Origin of the sequence: Streptomyces mobaraensis (assembly GCF_020099395.1) — a bacterium.
GTDB lineage: Bacteria > Actinomycetota > Actinomycetes > Streptomycetales > Streptomycetaceae > Streptomyces.
In genome coordinates, this window is record NZ_CP083590.1 from 1,322,641 (window position 1) to 1,337,013 (window position 14,373).

13 protein-coding genes and 4 pseudogenes are annotated in these 14,373 nt (G+C 71.6%); 8 read left to right on the top strand and 9 right to left on the bottom strand.

Annotated features, from left to right (window positions below; genetic code table 11):
• Nucleotides 1-37 precede the first annotated feature (37 nt).
• Nucleotides 38-362 (top strand): annotated as a pseudogene (locus K7I03_RS05530) (transposase family protein); the annotation flags it as partial.
• Between the two features lie 367 nt (nucleotides 363-729).
• On the opposite strand, the gene K7I03_RS05535 reads toward K7I03_RS05530, so the two are convergent.
• On the bottom strand, nucleotides 730-1,671 hold the full coding sequence (locus K7I03_RS05535; protein WP_185943484.1) for a hypothetical protein: 942 nt from the start codon (nucleotides 1,669-1,671) through the stop codon (nucleotides 730-732).
• Between the two features lie 220 nt (nucleotides 1,672-1,891).
• Nucleotides 1,892-2,233: pseudogene (locus tag K7I03_RS05540) on the bottom strand (transposase family protein); the annotation flags it as partial.
• A 53-nt stretch (nucleotides 2,234-2,286) separates the two neighbouring features.
• Between K7I03_RS05540 and K7I03_RS33745 the strand changes: the two are divergent.
• A pseudogene (locus K7I03_RS33745) lies at nucleotides 2,287-2,349 on the top strand (MerR family transcriptional regulator); the annotation flags it as partial.
• A gap of 323 nt (nucleotides 2,350-2,672) precedes the next feature.
• Here the strand turns inward: K7I03_RS33745 and K7I03_RS05550 are convergent.
• Together K7I03_RS05550 and K7I03_RS05555 are read right to left on the bottom strand one after the other, a co-directional pair.
• Nucleotides 2,673-2,885, bottom strand: a complete 213-nt coding sequence (locus K7I03_RS05550) for a DUF397 domain-containing protein (RefSeq protein WP_224346901.1) — start codon at nucleotides 2,883-2,885, stop codon at nucleotides 2,673-2,675.
• Complete coding sequence (locus K7I03_RS05555; protein WP_185943485.1) at nucleotides 2,882-3,709, bottom strand: helix-turn-helix domain-containing protein; 828 nt, start codon at nucleotides 3,707-3,709, stop codon at nucleotides 2,882-2,884. The genes K7I03_RS05550 and K7I03_RS05555 overlap by 4 nt, the downstream gene beginning before the upstream one ends.
• Before the next feature lie 117 nt (nucleotides 3,710-3,826).
• On the opposite strand from K7I03_RS05555, the gene K7I03_RS05560 reads away from it, so the two are divergent.
• The 3 genes and pseudogenes from K7I03_RS05560 to K7I03_RS34235 form a co-directional block, all read left to right on the top strand.
• Nucleotides 3,827-4,045: a hypothetical protein gene (locus K7I03_RS05560; protein WP_152263559.1), complete on the top strand. Its 219-nt coding sequence runs from the start codon at nucleotides 3,827-3,829 to the stop codon at nucleotides 4,043-4,045.
• Nucleotides 4,042-4,212 carry a hypothetical protein gene (locus K7I03_RS05565; protein WP_185943486.1) on the top strand — a complete coding sequence of 57 codons (171 nt, stop codon included), beginning with the start codon at nucleotides 4,042-4,044 and terminating at the stop codon, nucleotides 4,210-4,212. Before K7I03_RS05560 ends, K7I03_RS05565 begins: the two co-directional genes overlap by 4 nt.
• Before the next feature lie 5 nt (nucleotides 4,213-4,217).
• A pseudogene (locus K7I03_RS34235) lies at nucleotides 4,218-4,325 on the top strand (DUF6255 family natural product biosynthesis protein); the annotation flags it as partial.
• An 84-nt stretch (nucleotides 4,326-4,409) separates the two neighbouring features.
• Here K7I03_RS34235 and K7I03_RS05575 read toward each other — a convergent pair.
• From K7I03_RS05575 to K7I03_RS05585, 3 genes are all read right to left on the bottom strand, one after another.
• Complete coding sequence (locus K7I03_RS05575) at nucleotides 4,410-5,726, bottom strand: serine hydrolase domain-containing protein (protein ID WP_185943487.1); 1,317 nt, start codon at nucleotides 5,724-5,726, stop codon at nucleotides 4,410-4,412.
• 63 nt (nucleotides 5,727-5,789) lie between these two features.
• On the bottom strand, nucleotides 5,790-6,551 hold the full coding sequence (locus K7I03_RS05580) for a Clp protease N-terminal domain-containing protein (RefSeq protein WP_185943488.1): 762 nt from the start codon (nucleotides 6,549-6,551) through the stop codon (nucleotides 5,790-5,792).
• Nucleotides 6,552-6,806: 255 nt separating this feature from the next.
• Nucleotides 6,807-7,547 carry a dienelactone hydrolase family protein gene (locus tag K7I03_RS05585; RefSeq protein WP_185943489.1) on the bottom strand — a complete coding sequence of 247 codons (741 nt, stop codon included), beginning with the start codon at nucleotides 7,545-7,547 and terminating at the stop codon, nucleotides 6,807-6,809.
• A 307-nt stretch (nucleotides 7,548-7,854) separates the two neighbouring features.
• On the opposite strand from K7I03_RS05585, the gene K7I03_RS05590 reads away from it, so the two are divergent.
• Both K7I03_RS05590 and K7I03_RS05595 read left to right on the top strand, forming a co-directional pair.
• The gene (locus tag K7I03_RS05590) at nucleotides 7,855-8,619 is read left to right on the top strand and encodes a 2OG-Fe(II) oxygenase (protein WP_185943490.1); all 765 of its coding nucleotides are present in this window, start codon (nucleotides 7,855-7,857) and stop codon (nucleotides 8,617-8,619) included.
• Nucleotides 8,620-8,635: 16 nt separating this feature from the next.
• Nucleotides 8,636-10,054, top strand: coding sequence for a glycosyltransferase family 25 protein (locus tag K7I03_RS05595; protein WP_185943491.1), 1,419 nt, complete (start codon nucleotides 8,636-8,638; stop codon nucleotides 10,052-10,054).
• Between the two features lie 225 nt (nucleotides 10,055-10,279).
• Here K7I03_RS05595 and K7I03_RS05600 read toward each other — a convergent pair whose 3' ends face one another.
• Both K7I03_RS05600 and K7I03_RS05605 read right to left on the bottom strand, forming a co-directional pair.
• Nucleotides 10,280-11,443 (bottom strand): cytochrome P450, encoded by a 1,164-nt coding sequence (locus K7I03_RS05600; protein WP_224346902.1) that lies wholly within the window; start codon nucleotides 11,441-11,443, stop codon nucleotides 10,280-10,282.
• 271 nt (nucleotides 11,444-11,714) lie between these two features.
• Nucleotides 11,715-12,689 carry a LysR family transcriptional regulator gene (locus K7I03_RS05605; protein WP_185943492.1) on the bottom strand — a complete coding sequence of 325 codons (975 nt, stop codon included), beginning with the start codon at nucleotides 12,687-12,689 and terminating at the stop codon, nucleotides 11,715-11,717.
• 104 nt (nucleotides 12,690-12,793) lie between these two features.
• On the opposite strand from K7I03_RS05605, the gene K7I03_RS05610 reads away from it, so the two are divergent.
• The gene (locus K7I03_RS05610) at nucleotides 12,794-13,945 is read left to right on the top strand and encodes a diaminopropionate ammonia-lyase (RefSeq protein WP_185943493.1); all 1,152 of its coding nucleotides are present in this window, start codon (nucleotides 12,794-12,796) and stop codon (nucleotides 13,943-13,945) included.
• Nucleotides 13,946-14,373 lie beyond the last annotated feature (428 nt).

Sequence of the window (14,373 nt, forward strand, 5' to 3'; positions counted from 1 at the left end):
CCCGGTCTCCGCGAGGCCCTTGTGGGCCTGGGCGAAGTGGTTCTCCCGGGCCCTGCCCGGCCGCACCCACGACCTGACCGCGGCCCGCGCCCATGGCATCATCGAAGCCTGCCTGACCAGGGAGATCCTCGTCCTGGCCGACCGCTCCTACCAGGGCGCCGGCGCAACCGTGCGCACCCCGTACTACGGACACCGCGAACTCCCGGACCACTACCAGCGGTTCAACCGCGTACACGCCAGACCGCGATCCCCCGGCGAACGAAACCTGGCGCACCCTCCGACGGGCCCGATGCTCCACCAACCGCATCAGTCGCATCGTGGCCGCCGTCCACACCCTCCTGAACTACAACTACTCAGGATGAAAGACGTTCAGTGATCCGCTGGAACCGCACGCCCGGCAGGACGCGCACACTCAGGTGCCGGGCCTGCGGGGAAGGGACCGGGGCGCGAGCCCCCCCACGGAGCCGCCACCGGCTCGCCGGGGACGGCGTGCGGGCGGTGCGGTGTCGAGGCCATCTGAGAACGCCGGGCGCCGCCTCGGTCGGAGCCCGGATGCCGGAACTCTCCGGTCTCTCCTGGGACGTTGAAAGCCGTGCAGGCGCCCTCTGACCTGGGCTGATCGAGGAAGCAGGGACAGGCACGGGCAATCGCGATGAGGGCACCGCGTTCACCTTTACCGTTCACCGGTCCGGCGATCATGGACACCTGTGAAACACGGTTGCCGTCCGTTCACCAGTAGGCGATTCCGTTGTTCTCGATCGTCGCCTTGCAGCCAAGACCCTGGTGGTTGTTGAAGTCGATCACGACAGGTGGACTGGATATACCCTCGTACCAATACTGAATCGTATGGATTCTATGATCCCTGGCGGGTGCCACCTTGTTGTTCACGTCTTTTACGCTTTTGCCACCATTTTTTGACCAGAACTCGGTGCCGTCCCAGAAGTCTTTGTGATAGAGGGGCGTCCTGTCGCCGAAGCCTGGCCGGGTCCACCCCATGCCTTTCTTCAAAACTTTTCCATTGTTCCAGAACCAGCCGATCTGATACTCCTTCGGCATGGTTATGATCACCTCCGTTCCCTGCGGAAGGGCGAACTCGGAATCACGCGGAGGCGGCTTGAGCCTCACTTCGCGGTACCAAATTCTCTCCAAGTCACCGAACGTTCCGACCGAACAGTCGGCCTTGGTGATGACCGGCAGCGGAAGAGTCGGCACCAAAAGGTAGGACGCCGACCTCTTGATGTGTTCCGCGTTTTCTACTTTGCGACTGAAACACCTGTTCCTGAATGCATCGTAGTTCCAGTACCAGAGTTTTGCGTAAAAGAGATTATCCCTGTTCTGCACCCAAAAGAATCTCATGTCCTCATCGGTGTCCTTCAATTTCTTGTAGTCCCACCTGGTGGCATGGTCCCGACTGGTGAGCACGATGGGGGCGCCCTCGCTCGCCGGATTCCGGGTAAACGGGTGCTCCTTCACCGCAGGGGCCATTGAGCGAATGATGAAGTCGCCTGTCCCCTTGGTGATCTTGTCCATGCGCCATATCTGGTGCGGGCGGGCCGCCACTTGCTGCAGGCCGACTTCGCCCTTCGCGGTTATGGAAAGCGTGTTGTCTTCCTTGTCGCCCTGAACGGCGGGAACGAGCATGTAGTAGGGGGTGTGTTTGCTGTATACCATTACCGGCCACCTTTGCGGATCGTCGAACGAGCAGTTCCTTATCCCTCAGAATGCATCCTTTTGGCGGCGTACGCGCGGTGGGTAGGCCCTACGGATGACGCCTCGATCGTGAGACCCGCGCCGGGCAGCCGGGCTGTCGGGCGAGCTGTGTAAGCAACGGTTACCATCGCTGCTCGACATTCCGACCGGCAGTTGTTTCAAGGCCGTCACTGAACGTCTTTCATCCTGAGTAGTTGCAGTTCAGGAGGGTGTGGACGGCGGCCACGATGCGACTGATGCGGTTGGTGGAGCATCGGGCCCGTCGGAGGATGCGCCAGGTTTTCAGGCGGGCGAAGGCACGTTCGCCGGGGGCTCGCAGTCTGGCGTGGACGCGGTTGAACCGCTGGTAGTGGTCCGGGAGTTCGCGGTGTCCGTAGTACGGGGTGCGCACGGTCGCGCCGGCGCCCTGGTAGGAGCGGTCGGCCAGGACGAGGATCTCCCTGGTCAGGCAGGCTTCGATGATGCCGTGGGCGCGGGCCGCGGTCAGGTCATGGGTGCGGCCGGGCAGGGCCCGGGAGAACCACTTCGCCCAGGCCCACAAGGGCCTCGCGGAGACCGGGTGAGCAGCAGGGCCTGCTGGTCAGCACACGGTCCCCCAGCGGCCAGCGGTGCTACGACGATGATCACGTCCAGCAGGTGGCGCTGATTCAGAGCTTCCTGGCCGCCGGAATGTCCAGCAGAACCATCGCTCAGATGGTCCCCTGCGTGACGGAGCCCACCATGAACAGAGCCCGGGAAGCTTTGACCGCAATGAATCAGGAGCGAAATCGCCTTTCGTCCGCAATAGACAGCCTGGCCGCCGCCAGAGCAGCACTTGATCACCTGATCACGTCAACCGGAACTTTCTGGCGAACGCTGCGGACGACTAGACCTGTGCCTGCCTTGCTGCCGGGATGCCTACTCCGCCTATCCGCGCAGCCTCTAAAGCCCCGCCTGGCAGCCGGCGGTACCGCAGCGGGTTCTCACCCGCCCAGCGTCCGCTCCTTGAGGGCGTCGACGAAGGTGGCCCAGGCGGGGGCCGGGAGGGTGAGGTGCGCCCCTTGGGGGCGTTTGCTGTCGCGGACGGGGATGGCGCCGTCATGGCGGCGCGCTACCTCGACGCATTCCGTGCCGTCGTTGTTGCTGTAACTCGATTTTCTCCAGGACGACTCGGGTATTCGGACGTTCGATTTCACTGGTAGCACTCCTTTAGGACCGACTCGATCAGCCGGGACGAATCAAGGGGCGACAGCGCCTTGGCCGTGAGCATCGAGAACGCTTCCTGCGCCACGGCAACGTCATGCGGTTCAGCCGTCAGGCGCCCGCCCAGCAATCCTTCGACGTGCGCCACGTCGGCGCCCTCGTCGAAGGACAGGAGGCCGAACGGCGATACGACGCCGTGGAAGTGGTCCGCACTCTGCGGGTATACCTGGACAACGTGCGGAACGGTGTCTGCCAGGGTCAGCAAACGCTCCAGCTGTCCCCTCATCACCTCAGGCCCGCCGTAGACACGTCGCAGGGCTGCTTCGTCCACGATGACCCACAATCGCGGTGGGTGCGCGCGCTCCAGGATGCGTTGACGCGCCATTCGGGCCGTGACCAAGTCCTCTTGATTTCGCGCGTAACCAGTCGCCATGACAGCGCGTGCATAGTCCTCGGTCTGCACCAGACCGGGCACGAGGTAACAGTTGAACCGTCGGATGACAGTGGCGATTTCCTCCAACTCGACGTACTTGCGGAACGACTGCGGAAAAGCGCACTTGAGTACGAAGGCCGCGAGGCGCGAGAAGCGCCCATGGCTGTCCGGGAACAGCCGATCACAAGCCTCACCGAACTCCGGCGAAGGCACCCGCTTCCCCGCTTCGATCTTCGCGACGAGCGAATACCCGCAGAACGCCTCTTTCCCCAGATCCTCCCGGTCGATCCCCAACCGCTCCCGCTCCAGCCGCACTTCCTCGCCGAAGTGCTCCAGAGGCGTCTGCGATTCGCCGTCCCGACCCTTGCCCGTTCCTGCGGTCACACTGACCCCCGCCGCTCCGTGGGACACCAGCCCTGGTCCAGCGCGTGCGCTTGTTCCACGCACGAGCGCAAGGCGACTCTAGAGGCACGGACAGTGAACACCGAGAGGTTTCCCCCCATGGCCTGTACCCCCGAACAAGCTCGCGAAATCTACGCACCCCTGATCGGCGAACTCGTGTGGGACGCCGCCCGGAAACGCGTCGGCGAGGTCATGGACCACCGGTGGTCGCTGTACCAACTCCGGCCGCCGGGGGGCGGGATCGAGTGGCACGCGATGCCGGAGAGCATCCGGTCGCTGCCGGAGGCGGCCCGGGCGCGCTACGGAGGGAAGCGATGACGGCGCCCGCCCGCCCCGCCGGGGCCGGGCAGGCGTACGGCGCGCGGTGTGCCGAGTGCGCGCGCATCAAGGCCGCGTACTACGCGGCGTGGCGGGCGGGCGACCGTACGACGGCCGTCGCGCTGACCGTCGAGATGGGCCGCCACCAGAGGGCGGCGCACGCGTGAGGGAGATGACGCCGGCCACCAACTGCCGCCATCCGGCGGCCGGCTGGACGGAGTCCGGGCCGGCGCTCGTCTGCACGGCGTGCGGGGTGCGCCGCTTCCCGGACTACGCGGCTGTGTGGTGGCCGGCCCGGGAGTACCGGGCGGCGGGCCCTGACAAACCCTGGGTGCGGGAGGGCCGGGTCCGTCCCGTCACGGGGTCACGTGCTGTCGTCCCGACGCATGACACGCATCCGGAAGCGCAGGCTGTCCGGCGTGCCCTGGTCGTCGAAGCCGAGGAACGCCACCGGCCCGCCGGGCGAGTCGAAGGTCCGGCGGTCGCGCGGAGCGAGCGGAAGGGCAGGGTGGCCCTCGATACGGGCGAGCAGACCGTCCCCGGTCGGCGTGATATCGACAACGGCCGCTTGTGAGACGTACCGGCCCGCGTAACGGGACACATGCACCGGGCCGGGACCCGGCCCCGGACCGGGTGGCGGCCCGGGCCGGTCGAGCAGCGCGGTGACGGCGTCGATCCCCTGATCGGAGTTGGTGAGCACGACGACGGCGGTCCGGGTGGCGGGGTCGGCGGCGATCAGGCCGGACTGGCCGGGGTTGGCGCCGCCGACGCGCACGCTGGACTGAACGGCGTTGGCCCAGATCATCCAGCCGAATCCGGCCCCGAGCATGGTCGCCACGCCCCCGGGGGCCGGTATGTGCAGCGTGCGCATGACCTCCGTGCCGGGTCTGCGCATCTGCGCCAGGGTGAAGCGGCCGAGGTCGGCCGCGGTGGACACCAGGGTGCCGCCGGCCGGGTCGAGGCCGCGCGTGCACATCGGGTGGTCGATCCGCCGGGGCAGCACGGCCGGTTCGCCGTCGCCGCCGCGGACCACATGACCGCGGACGGTGCCCCGGTCGTGTTCGGCGTCCACGCCGGTGACGAAGCCCGTCTCGCGCATGCTCGCCGCGTCGAGGACCTTCTCGTGGAGCGCCTCCCGCCACGTCCGCCCCAGCAGGACCTCGACCAGCCGGCCCGCGAGGACGACACCGCCGTTGCAGTAGGAGAAGGCCGCGCCCGGCGGGAACAGCGAGCCCGCGCCGCGCAGTACCTCCACGTAGCGCGCGATGGCGTCGTCGTCGTTCCCGGTGTCGACGAAGATGTCGCCGGCGTCCAACCCCGAGGAGTGCGACAGCAGATGACGGACGAGGACGCCGTCCCAGGGCCCGGGGACGAACCGGGCCAGGGGGTCGTCCAGACCGACCAGGCCGTCGAGGACACAGCGCATCACCAGGTCGGCCGTGAGCAGCTTGGTGATGGAGCCGACCCGGAACCTGGTGCCGGTGGTCATCGGCTCGCCGGTCTCCGCGTCGGCCAGGCCCGCCGCCCCCACGTTCACCGTGCCGCCGGTGACACCCGCGACCTGCACGCCGACGACCGACGGCAGTGCCGCAAGCCGTTCGGCCGTCGCCCGCGGGTCGGCGGCCAGGGTTCCGATGGGGTCGAGCGCGAGACCGTCGAGGGCGTTCGGCACAGGTTCCATCACACACTTCCCAACGTCAGGAGGATGAGGACAGCCGTCGGGAGGGCCCGCCACCCTCGGTGATCACGCTTCGGGGGCGAGGCCCAGATGCTCTTCCAGGCGTGCGATGCGCCGGTGCAGCGGTTCGAGCTCGGCACGCACGGTCGCGCCGAGTCCGTCCTCCGCGTCGGCGGGCTTTCCCGGCCGGCCCTGCCCGTCTTCGGCCCGCTGGTGGACGTAGCCCGCGAGCGCGGCGGTGACGGCTCGGCGGACGAGCTTGGGATCGGCTCCCAGCGCCCGCAGTACCTGTCCGGCGATGCCGTCGGGTTCGGCGGCGAGGCCGAGCAACAGGTGTTCGCAGCCGATGTAGTTGTGGCCGAGGGCGGCCGCCTCGTTGACCGCCAGTTCCAGGGCGGCGGCCGCGGGTCCGTCGGGCCGTCGCGGATCGCCGTCGGGCAGGGCGGTCACCTGCCGTCCGGGCCGGCGGCGGGCCAGTTCCCCTCCGACCCGTTCCGGCTCGATCTCCATCGCGCGCAGCACGTGCACGGCCAGGTTGGTGCCCTCGTCCAGCATCGCGCCCAGCAGGTGGTGGGTGGCCGTCCTCGGGGCGCCGGCGTCCCGTGCCCGTTCCACCGCCAGTCCGAGCACGGTGCGCGCCCGCGCGGTGAAGTGCGCCAGCGCCCCGGCCGGTGCGTCGCCGGCATCGGCCAGGATCACCTCCCGGACGGCGGTCACCCGGCGTACGGCCTGCTCCAGAGCCCGTTGGCACACCGCCGACACCGGGACGCCGGTCCTCTTGACCGCCTCGGCCAGATCATCGGGCAGATAGACGTTGACCTTTGGCATACCCCCCACCATAACCCCATAGGGGTTATGGGTCGAGGGCCGCGCCGCACCTTGGCTCGCCAACTGCCTTGTACTAGCCGGAGCTTGGCCTGCCGTGGGTCGTCGCCCGCACCGCGTGCGGGACAGGCCCCTCCCCGCTGCTGGGACCGAGCGCCGCCCCGACCGTGACGGCAAACCGACGATGGCCGGTCCCGTCGCGGTCGGGGCGGTCGTGCCGCTGCCGGCCGCCGCCGTCACGGAGGGGCCGGGCCGCGGCTAGCGCAGGTGCCGGGCGAAGAACCGGGCCGCTTCGTCCCCCGCGAACCGCGGGACGCCGGTATGTCCGCCCATATTGGCGTGCAGCGTCTTCTCCTCGGAGCCGAACGCGTCGAAGAGGTCCAGGGCCGCCTGCCGGTCGTTGCCTTCGTCGTCCCACTGCAGCAGGACGTGCAGAGGAATGGTGACGTGGCGGGCCTCCTCGAAGATGGCCCGAGGGACGAAGCTCCCGGCGAACAGAACAGCGGCCGAGATACGCGGCTCGACCACCGCCAGCCGGGTCCCGATGGAGATCACTCCCCCCGAGTAGCCGACAGGGCCGCTGACTTCGGGCAGTGACAAGAGGGCGTCCAGGGTGGTTCGCCATTCCGGGACCGCCCGGTCGACCAGGGGGAGGATGACGGCGTCGATGACGTCGTCACCGACCGGCTCGCCGGCCTCCACGGCCCGGCGCATGGCGGCGCGGGCCTGTTCGGCGGCGGGCCAACGGGGCCGGTCGCCGCTTCCGGGCAGTTCGATGGTGGCCGTGGCGAAGCCGTCCACCGCGGAGTGCCTGGCCCGGGCCACCAGCCGGGGGTACGCCTTGCGCAGTCCGAGGGGAGGGGGGCCGAGCAGGATCAGCGGCACCGGTGCGGATGCCGATGCGGATGCGGGCGTCCACAGGATGCCGGGGATCTCGCCGAGGGTGAACTCGCGCTCAAGGAGGCCGTCGTCGAGGCGTCGTTCAGAAGTGAAATGCACGGTCGTGCCTTTCGGGAGTGCACGGAACGGCGCTCCCGGGCGACGACCTATCGCCCGACCGTGACTCCGGAGGAGAGCACCCACGTCGATACGTTCACGGGTACCACCTCCTTGATGTCCAGCACGGCTTCCGGAAGGTTAGCAGAGCCAGCGTGATGATCAGTCTTTGATGAGACGAACGGGCATCGCACCCCTTCCTCCAACAGGAGCCCCTGCCGCGTTCGCCCGCCCGGATGGCACGGCCGGGCGCCCGTTTCGTCCTGTACGCCCCGTGGTACCCCTGCCGCAAACATGCGGAGGTGCGGGGATGACCGAGAGCGTGGACGTGGCCGAGAACCTGGGCGCGAACGAGAACCTGGGCGCGGCCGAGAGCGTGACCGAGGCGGAGCCCGGGAGCACGCCGCGACGGACCGCCTCGACGGCGGTGACGCTGGCGACGCAGATCTGCCGGTTCGACGACGTCCTGGGCGCGGCGGCGGCCGACCGGCTGCTGGAGGAGGGGTGCCACGCGCTGATGGACGAGGTGAGGGGGCGGGGCGCGGGGGCGGACGTGATGGTTCCGCCGACGTGGCGGTGCGCGGACCAGGCCGCCCGGTTCCCGTCGCTCACCGCCGTGGTGACGCGGCTGGCGCCGATGGTGATGACGATGCTGGGGGTGCCGGTGGTGGATCCCCGGGTGTCGTTCGGGTTCACGATGCACAACGAACTGCCGCCCGACGCACGGCGGCAGGACCCGCCCGTACGCGACAGCGCGGGCCCGGGGCCGGGCTCGGACCCTGGCCCGGCCCCGGGCCCGGACCCGGGTAATCCGCACCGCATCTCGTTCATCTACCACCTGCACCGCAGGCCACGCGGGTTCACCGGCGGCCAGACGCGGATCTACGACACGACCGTCCGCGAGGGGCACCCGGGCATCGCGGAGTCGTTCCGGGACGTGCAGCCGGACCACGACTCGCTCGTCTTCTTCCCGTCCGACGCCTGGTACCAGGTGCGTCCGGTCGCCTCGCCGTCGGCGAAGCTGCTCGACAGCCGGTTCGCCTTCCACGGCCGGCTCCACTCCGGTCCCCGGTGAGCGGGGAGACCGGCTCATGACCGCCGCGACACCCGCGCGTCTGACCGTCGGCACAGCCGTCCACGACGACTGCGACGGCGCGTACTTCACGCTCCTCTCCCTCCGCCTCCACCACTCCGAGGCCGCCGAACGCGTCGACCTGCTCGTCGTGGACGGCGATCCGGACGGTCCGGGCGGCGCGGGGCTGCGGGCACTGGCGGACACCGTCCCGGGCCTGCGCCGCGTACCCGCCGGGCACCTGCGCGGCAGCGCACTGCGGGATCTCGTCGTCCGCGAGGCCCGGACGGAGTGGGTGCTCGCGGTGGACCCGGGCGTCCTGCTCGCGCCGGGTGCCCTCGCCGGCCTCCTCGCCTACGCGGACGAGCACCCGCACTCCCCCGACCTGCTGCACGGGCCGCTGCTCGGGGACGATCTGCACGACGTACGGACCCACCTCGACCCGGTGTTCGACGGCGCGTCGTTCGGCACGCCGGGGTGCGATCCGCGCGGGACGGATCCGGCGGCGCCGCCGTTCGAGATCGGCATGCAGGATCTCGGGCTGTTCGCCTGCCGTACGGACGTCTGGCCGGGGCTCAATCCCCGGCTGCGGGGGGCGGGGGCGGAAGTGGGGTCGCTGCACAAGCGGTTCCGGGCGGCGGGGGCGCGGGCGCTGTGCCTGCCGTTCCTGGGCTGGACGCGGCGGTCCGCCCGGCCGCCCGGCACGGCCGTTCCCGTGGAGACCGCCGACCGCTGCCGCGATCACCTCCTCGCGTGGGAGGAGGCGGGCCTGGCCGTCGAGCCCGTCGTCGACCACTACCGCGAGGCGTGCGGTGACGTCGTCGACGGCTGGGTGGCCGAGCACGCCGCCGAACGCGGGCACCCGCTGGACGAGTTCGACGCGCTGGTGTGCGTCAACGCCGACGCCGACGTGCACCGCTGGGTGGCCGCCCACCGCCGCTTCCGGCGGCTGGGCATCGCCGGGCGCGTACGCCGCCTCCCGGCGCCCGTCGTCCCCGGCGAACCGGCGGCCGGGCACGCCCTCGCGCACCGGGCGGCCGTCGCCGAGGCGCGGCAGCGGGGGCTGCGGCACGTGCTGGTCTTCGAGGACGACGTCGTCTTCTGCCACGACGCGACGAGCGTGCTCCGGGCGCACGTCGCGGAGCTGGCCGACCGGCGGTGGACCGTCTGCCGGTTCGGCGGCGCGGCGGTCGCGTACCACGCGCGCGTCTTCGGCCGGCTGCTGGACGAACTCCCGGAGGGGGAGGCGGAGATGCGCGCCTGGGTCGGTGGGCAGGGGGGTCTGGAGCGGTTCTGTTCCCGGCACTTCGCCGACACGCTCGTCCGGGTGTCCCCTGCGGTGACGTCACGCGAACTGGCGGACCTGGAAGCCGGGGCGTATCGGGAAGCCGGGGCGTATCGGGGAGCCGACACGCACCGGGGGGCCGGCCTGCGGTGAGGCGGCTGAGTGCCGTCGTCGCAGGGGATGGCCCGGCGCGTCTTCAGGAGCGAGCCGACGCACCGGACCACCTCGTGTTCTGTCGACGACGCCTACCAGATCCAACGTTGCGTCGGCTTGCTCCTGAAGACGCGCCGGATGGCTGCGATCATGGCCGTTCACCTCCTTTCCCTTCCCTCTCGCCCTTTTCCTTCCGATTCAGGACGCCGTGGTGGTCCTCCCGATTCAGGACGCCGTGGTGGCACGGTGCAGGACGAAGGGCCGCGGCACGGCGGCGTCCGTCACCACCGGGTACGTCGCGCTCGCCGGGACGCTCAGGCGAGCCCCCGCGCCGAGACAGTCCAGCGCCGTGGCGACCATGCTGTGCGCGACCCCCGCGGCCGCACACGTGAACGGGCCCGCGCCGAACGGCAGATAGGGTCCGCAGCCGTCCGGCCGTGACCACCGCTCGGGGTCGAAGACCCTGGGCTCGGTCCAGCGGCGCTCGTCGTGGTGGAGCAGGTACGGGCTCACGGACAGGGCCGTTCCGGCGGGGAAGCGGACGCCGCCGATCTCCTGCGGGTACGGGACGCGGCGCGCGACCATCCACACCATCGGGCGGTAGCGGGCGGCCTCGCGCACGAGCGAGTCCGTCGGCCACGGCCAGGGCCGGGACGCGCCTCCCGGTCCGTGGAGGCAGGCCGGGCCGTAGAGAGACGCCAGCAGCAGCGACCAGGCCAGCGCGTACCCGACGTTGCGCACGACGGACTGGTGGATCACCCGGTACAGGTCGGCCACCGCCCGGTCGCCGAGGCCGTCGAGGCAGGCGAGCAGGACCGTGTCGAGGAGATCGCGCGGGCGTCGGGGAACGGTCTGCCGCCGCCGCTCGCGTACGTGGGCGTGCAACGCCCTGACCAGCCTGGCACGCAGCACCTCCGCCCGCGCCCGCTGCCGTACACGGGGCTGTCGGACGAGGACCCCGCCGTGCACGGCCCGGTGCATCAGCCGCCGCAGCGGAGGCGCGGCGTCCGGGTGCAGCAGCAGATCCGCCGTGCCGCGGAAGACCAGGTCGGGGCCGGTGACGGGCCACGGGCTGGCGGCGGCCAGCCGGGCCACGGCGTTCTCCATGCCCGTACGGAAGGCCGGTTCGTACGCGCGCAGCGCCTCGCGGACCTCGCGGCCCACGGCGATCTGGGCCGACCGGGTCGGGAGAAGGTCACCGAAGAAAGGCGAGCGGCCGGTGTTGAAGACGGGGTCGTTGAGCACGCGGAGGGCCGGCTCGGTGTCGCGCACGCACCAGCCGCCCCACGGCAGCGGGAACACCGCCGCGTCGCTCCGGCGGGCCAGGTCTTCGAGGAACCCGTGCGGATCACGCGTGAACCGGCGCATACGCCCAACGCCGCCGCTCATCCGACCACCTCCCCATCAGGCCACCTCCCCATCGGGCCGCCTCGCCGCCGCGCGACTCGGCCGTGGGCCAACGCCTCGACCGTGAACAACAGCTCGGCGACGAACCGCTCGGCAATGAGCCCCTCAGCCATGAAGCCGGCCCGGCCATGAACCGGCCACCAGGGCCCCCTCCCAGGGGAACAGACCCCGTCGAACATCGCATCCGCGGCCCGTCTCACCCCACCGGTCTCACCCCCACCGGTCTCAGCTCACCGGTCCCAGCCCGCCGGCCTCATCCCTTCGGCCTCGCCAGGTCCTCCGCCGCCCGGCGGAGGGCCGCGCGGCAGGCGGTGATCGCGGGGTGCCGGGCACGGCCGCGGCGGACGACGGTGGAAATGCGGCGGGTGTGACGGGCGTGCGGGAGGGGGTGGAGGGGGACGGTCGGGTGACGGCCGTTCCAGATGAGGTCGGGGAGGAAGGCGGCGGCATGGCCTTCCTCGACGAGGCGGAGGTGGAGGAGGAGGTCGCTCGACTCGAAGCGGACGTCGGGTTCGAAGCCGGCGTCCCGGCAGAGGGACACGGCCCAGCGGTGGGCGGCGGTGCCTTCCGGTTCCATCACCCAGGGGTGGCCGGCGAGGGAGCGGAGGGTGGTCGGAGGGCCGCCGTCCGCCGGGTTGACGGAGGGGCCCGGGTGAGCTGAGGGGCCCGGGCGAGCCGAGTCGGCCGAGTGGGCCGGGTGAGGGGCTGCGAGGCGGAGGGTGTCGGCGAGGAGGGGCTCCTGGTCCAGTTCGGCCGGGAGGGGGATCGCGCCGCCGGGGTACTCCTCGGTGACGACCAGGTCGAAGTCCCGTGCCAGCAAAGCAGGAAGCGCGTCTTCCGGTTCGCTCTCGGTGACGTGCGGCCGCAGCCGGGGGTGGGCCGCGCGGAGCAGCGTCAGGGCGGGGGGAACGAGCGTGAGCGCGGCCGTCTGGAAGGCGGCGACGCGGAGGGTGCCGGCGACGTCGGCCAGGGAGTCGGCGATGTCCGCCTGGGCGCGCTCCAGGCGTTCGAGGACCGCCTCGGTGTGGGCGACGAGGATCTCCGCCTGATGCGTCAGCCGCACCCGTCGTCCCACCGGCTCCAGGAGCCTCACCCCTGCCTCCGCTTCCAGTTGCGAGAGTTGCTGGGAGACCGTGGAGGGGCTGTAGGAGAGGGCCGCGGCGACGGCGGCGAGGGTGCCGCGGTGTTTGAGCTCACGGAGGAGGCGGAGGCGGTGGAGGTCGAACACGGGTGTTCCCCTCTGGGGATGGGCTGACCGTTCGGTTTTCCCGATGAATATAGGTCGGAATCATGCGCTGGACCGGAGTGTGGGGCGGGCCGCAGGCTGCTGCCATGACCACTGCTCCTTCCTCGCCCGCCTCTCCCGCCTCTCCCGCCCTCCTCTCCCCCGCCTGGTTCGCCCGTCCGGCCGCCCGGTCCTGGACCTGTGCGCCCGGCCCCGCCGGAGTGCGGGAGTTCCACGCCGCGCTGCCCGGATACGCGCCCACGCCCCTGACCGAACTGCCCCGGCTCGCCGCCGAACTGGGCGTGGGACGGATCTTCGTCAAGGACGAGTCGTCCCGGCTGGGGCTGCCCGCCTTCAAGGCGCTGGGCGCGTTCTGGGCGGTGCACCGCATCCTCGCCGAGCGGGCGGCGGAGGGACGGGACGCGGCCGCGGTCACCCTGGTGACCGCCACCGACGGCAACCACGGCCGCGCACTCGCCCGGGCGGCCCGCGACAACGGACTGCACACCCGCGTCTTCGTCCCGTCGGGCGTCCACCCCGCCGCCGTCGCGGCCATCGAGGGCGAGGGCGCCGAAGTGGTCCCGGTGGCGGGACCGTACGACGAGGCCGTGCGGCAGGCGGCCGAGGCGGCACGCGCGGCGGACGCCGTCCTCGTCCAGGACACGGCCTGGCCGGGCTACGAACGGATCCCCGGCTGGATCGTGGAGGGCTACTCCACGCTGTTCGCCGAGATCGACGAGCAGTTGGCGGCGGCCGGCGCGGGGGCTCCCGGGCTGGTGACCGTCCCCGTCGGCGTCGGCTCGCTGGCCCAGGCCGCCGTCACCCACTACCGCGGCCGCCCCCCGGCCGGCGGGCGACCGGGCCCGGCGCTGCTGGCCGTCGAACCGGAGGCGGCGGCGAGCCTCCTGGCGAGCCTCACGCGCGGCGAGCCGGTGACCGTCACCACCGGCGAGACCGCCATGGCGGGCCTGAACTGCGGAACGCCGTCCGCCCTCGCCTGGCCCTTCCTCCGGGACGGCCTGGACGCCGCCGTCGCCGTCAGCGAGGCCGGCGCCGCCCGGGCGATGGCCGACCTGGACGGGTCCGGCGTCCCGTCCGGACCCTGCGGCGCCGCGTCCCTGGCGGGCCTGCGGACGGCGCTGTCGGGGCCGGACGCGGTCGCACGGCGGGACGCGCTGGGGATCGGGCCGGAGTCGACGGTGGTGCTGCTGAGCACAGAGGGGCGGGAGGCGAATCCGTACGCGTCCGACGCCGGATGAGCCGCGCTCCGGGCGGTGCTCCGAACGGTGCTCCGGGCGGTGCTCCGAGTTGCCGGGTTGTGCCCTGGGCCGTCTGCCGCACCGCGCCCGAGTCGTCGCCGGGGCCCCGCCGGACGCCGCCGGAGCGCCTCCGGAACCCCGGCGGCGCATCACCGAACCGCCTTCCGAGCCACCCCTGAGCCGACGCCCGAGCCGCGACTGTGCCGCCCCCTGAGCCGGCGCCCGAGCCCCGCCCGAGCCGCGACCGGGCCGCCCGGTCGGCCGCCGCCGGGACGCGACTGAGCCGCCCGCTGGCGGCGCGCCCTCCCCCGGGTGAGGCGGTCGTGCGCCCGAGGGGTGACGCGGGGGCCTCACCCCGGTACGGGACGCGGGGACCGGGGACGTATGGCTCCGCCCGGAAGTCCGAGGCGCCCGTCGCGGGCGCCGCG

What these genes read in the sequence shown, in the direction of transcription:
- K7I03_RS05535 (WP_185943484.1), bottom strand. Translation starts at nt 1,671, where the DNA reads ATGGTATACAGCAAACACACCCCCTACTACATGCTCGTTCCCGCCGTT.
- K7I03_RS05590 (WP_185943490.1), top strand. Translation starts at nt 7,855, where the DNA reads ATGACCGAGAGCGTGGACGTGGCCGAGAACCTGGGCGCGAACGAGAAC.
- K7I03_RS05610 (WP_185943493.1), top strand. Translation starts at nt 12,794, where the DNA reads ATGACCACTGCTCCTTCCTCGCCCGCCTCTCCCGCCTCTCCCGCCCTC.
- K7I03_RS05575 (WP_185943487.1), bottom strand. Translation starts at nt 5,726, where the DNA reads ATGGAACCTGTGCCGAACGCCCTCGACGGTCTCGCGCTCGACCCCATC.
- K7I03_RS05560 (WP_152263559.1), top strand. Translation starts at nt 3,827, where the DNA reads ATGGCCTGTACCCCCGAACAAGCTCGCGAAATCTACGCACCCCTGATC.
- K7I03_RS05565 (WP_185943486.1), top strand. Translation starts at nt 4,042, where the DNA reads ATGACGGCGCCCGCCCGCCCCGCCGGGGCCGGGCAGGCGTACGGCGCG.
- K7I03_RS05600 (WP_224346902.1), bottom strand. Translation starts at nt 11,443, where the DNA reads ATGAGCGGCGGCGTTGGGCGTATGCGCCGGTTCACGCGTGATCCGCAC.
- K7I03_RS05580 (WP_185943488.1), bottom strand. Translation starts at nt 6,551, where the DNA reads ATGCCAAAGGTCAACGTCTATCTGCCCGATGATCTGGCCGAGGCGGTC.
- K7I03_RS05595 (WP_185943491.1), top strand. Translation starts at nt 8,636, where the DNA reads ATGACCGCCGCGACACCCGCGCGTCTGACCGTCGGCACAGCCGTCCAC.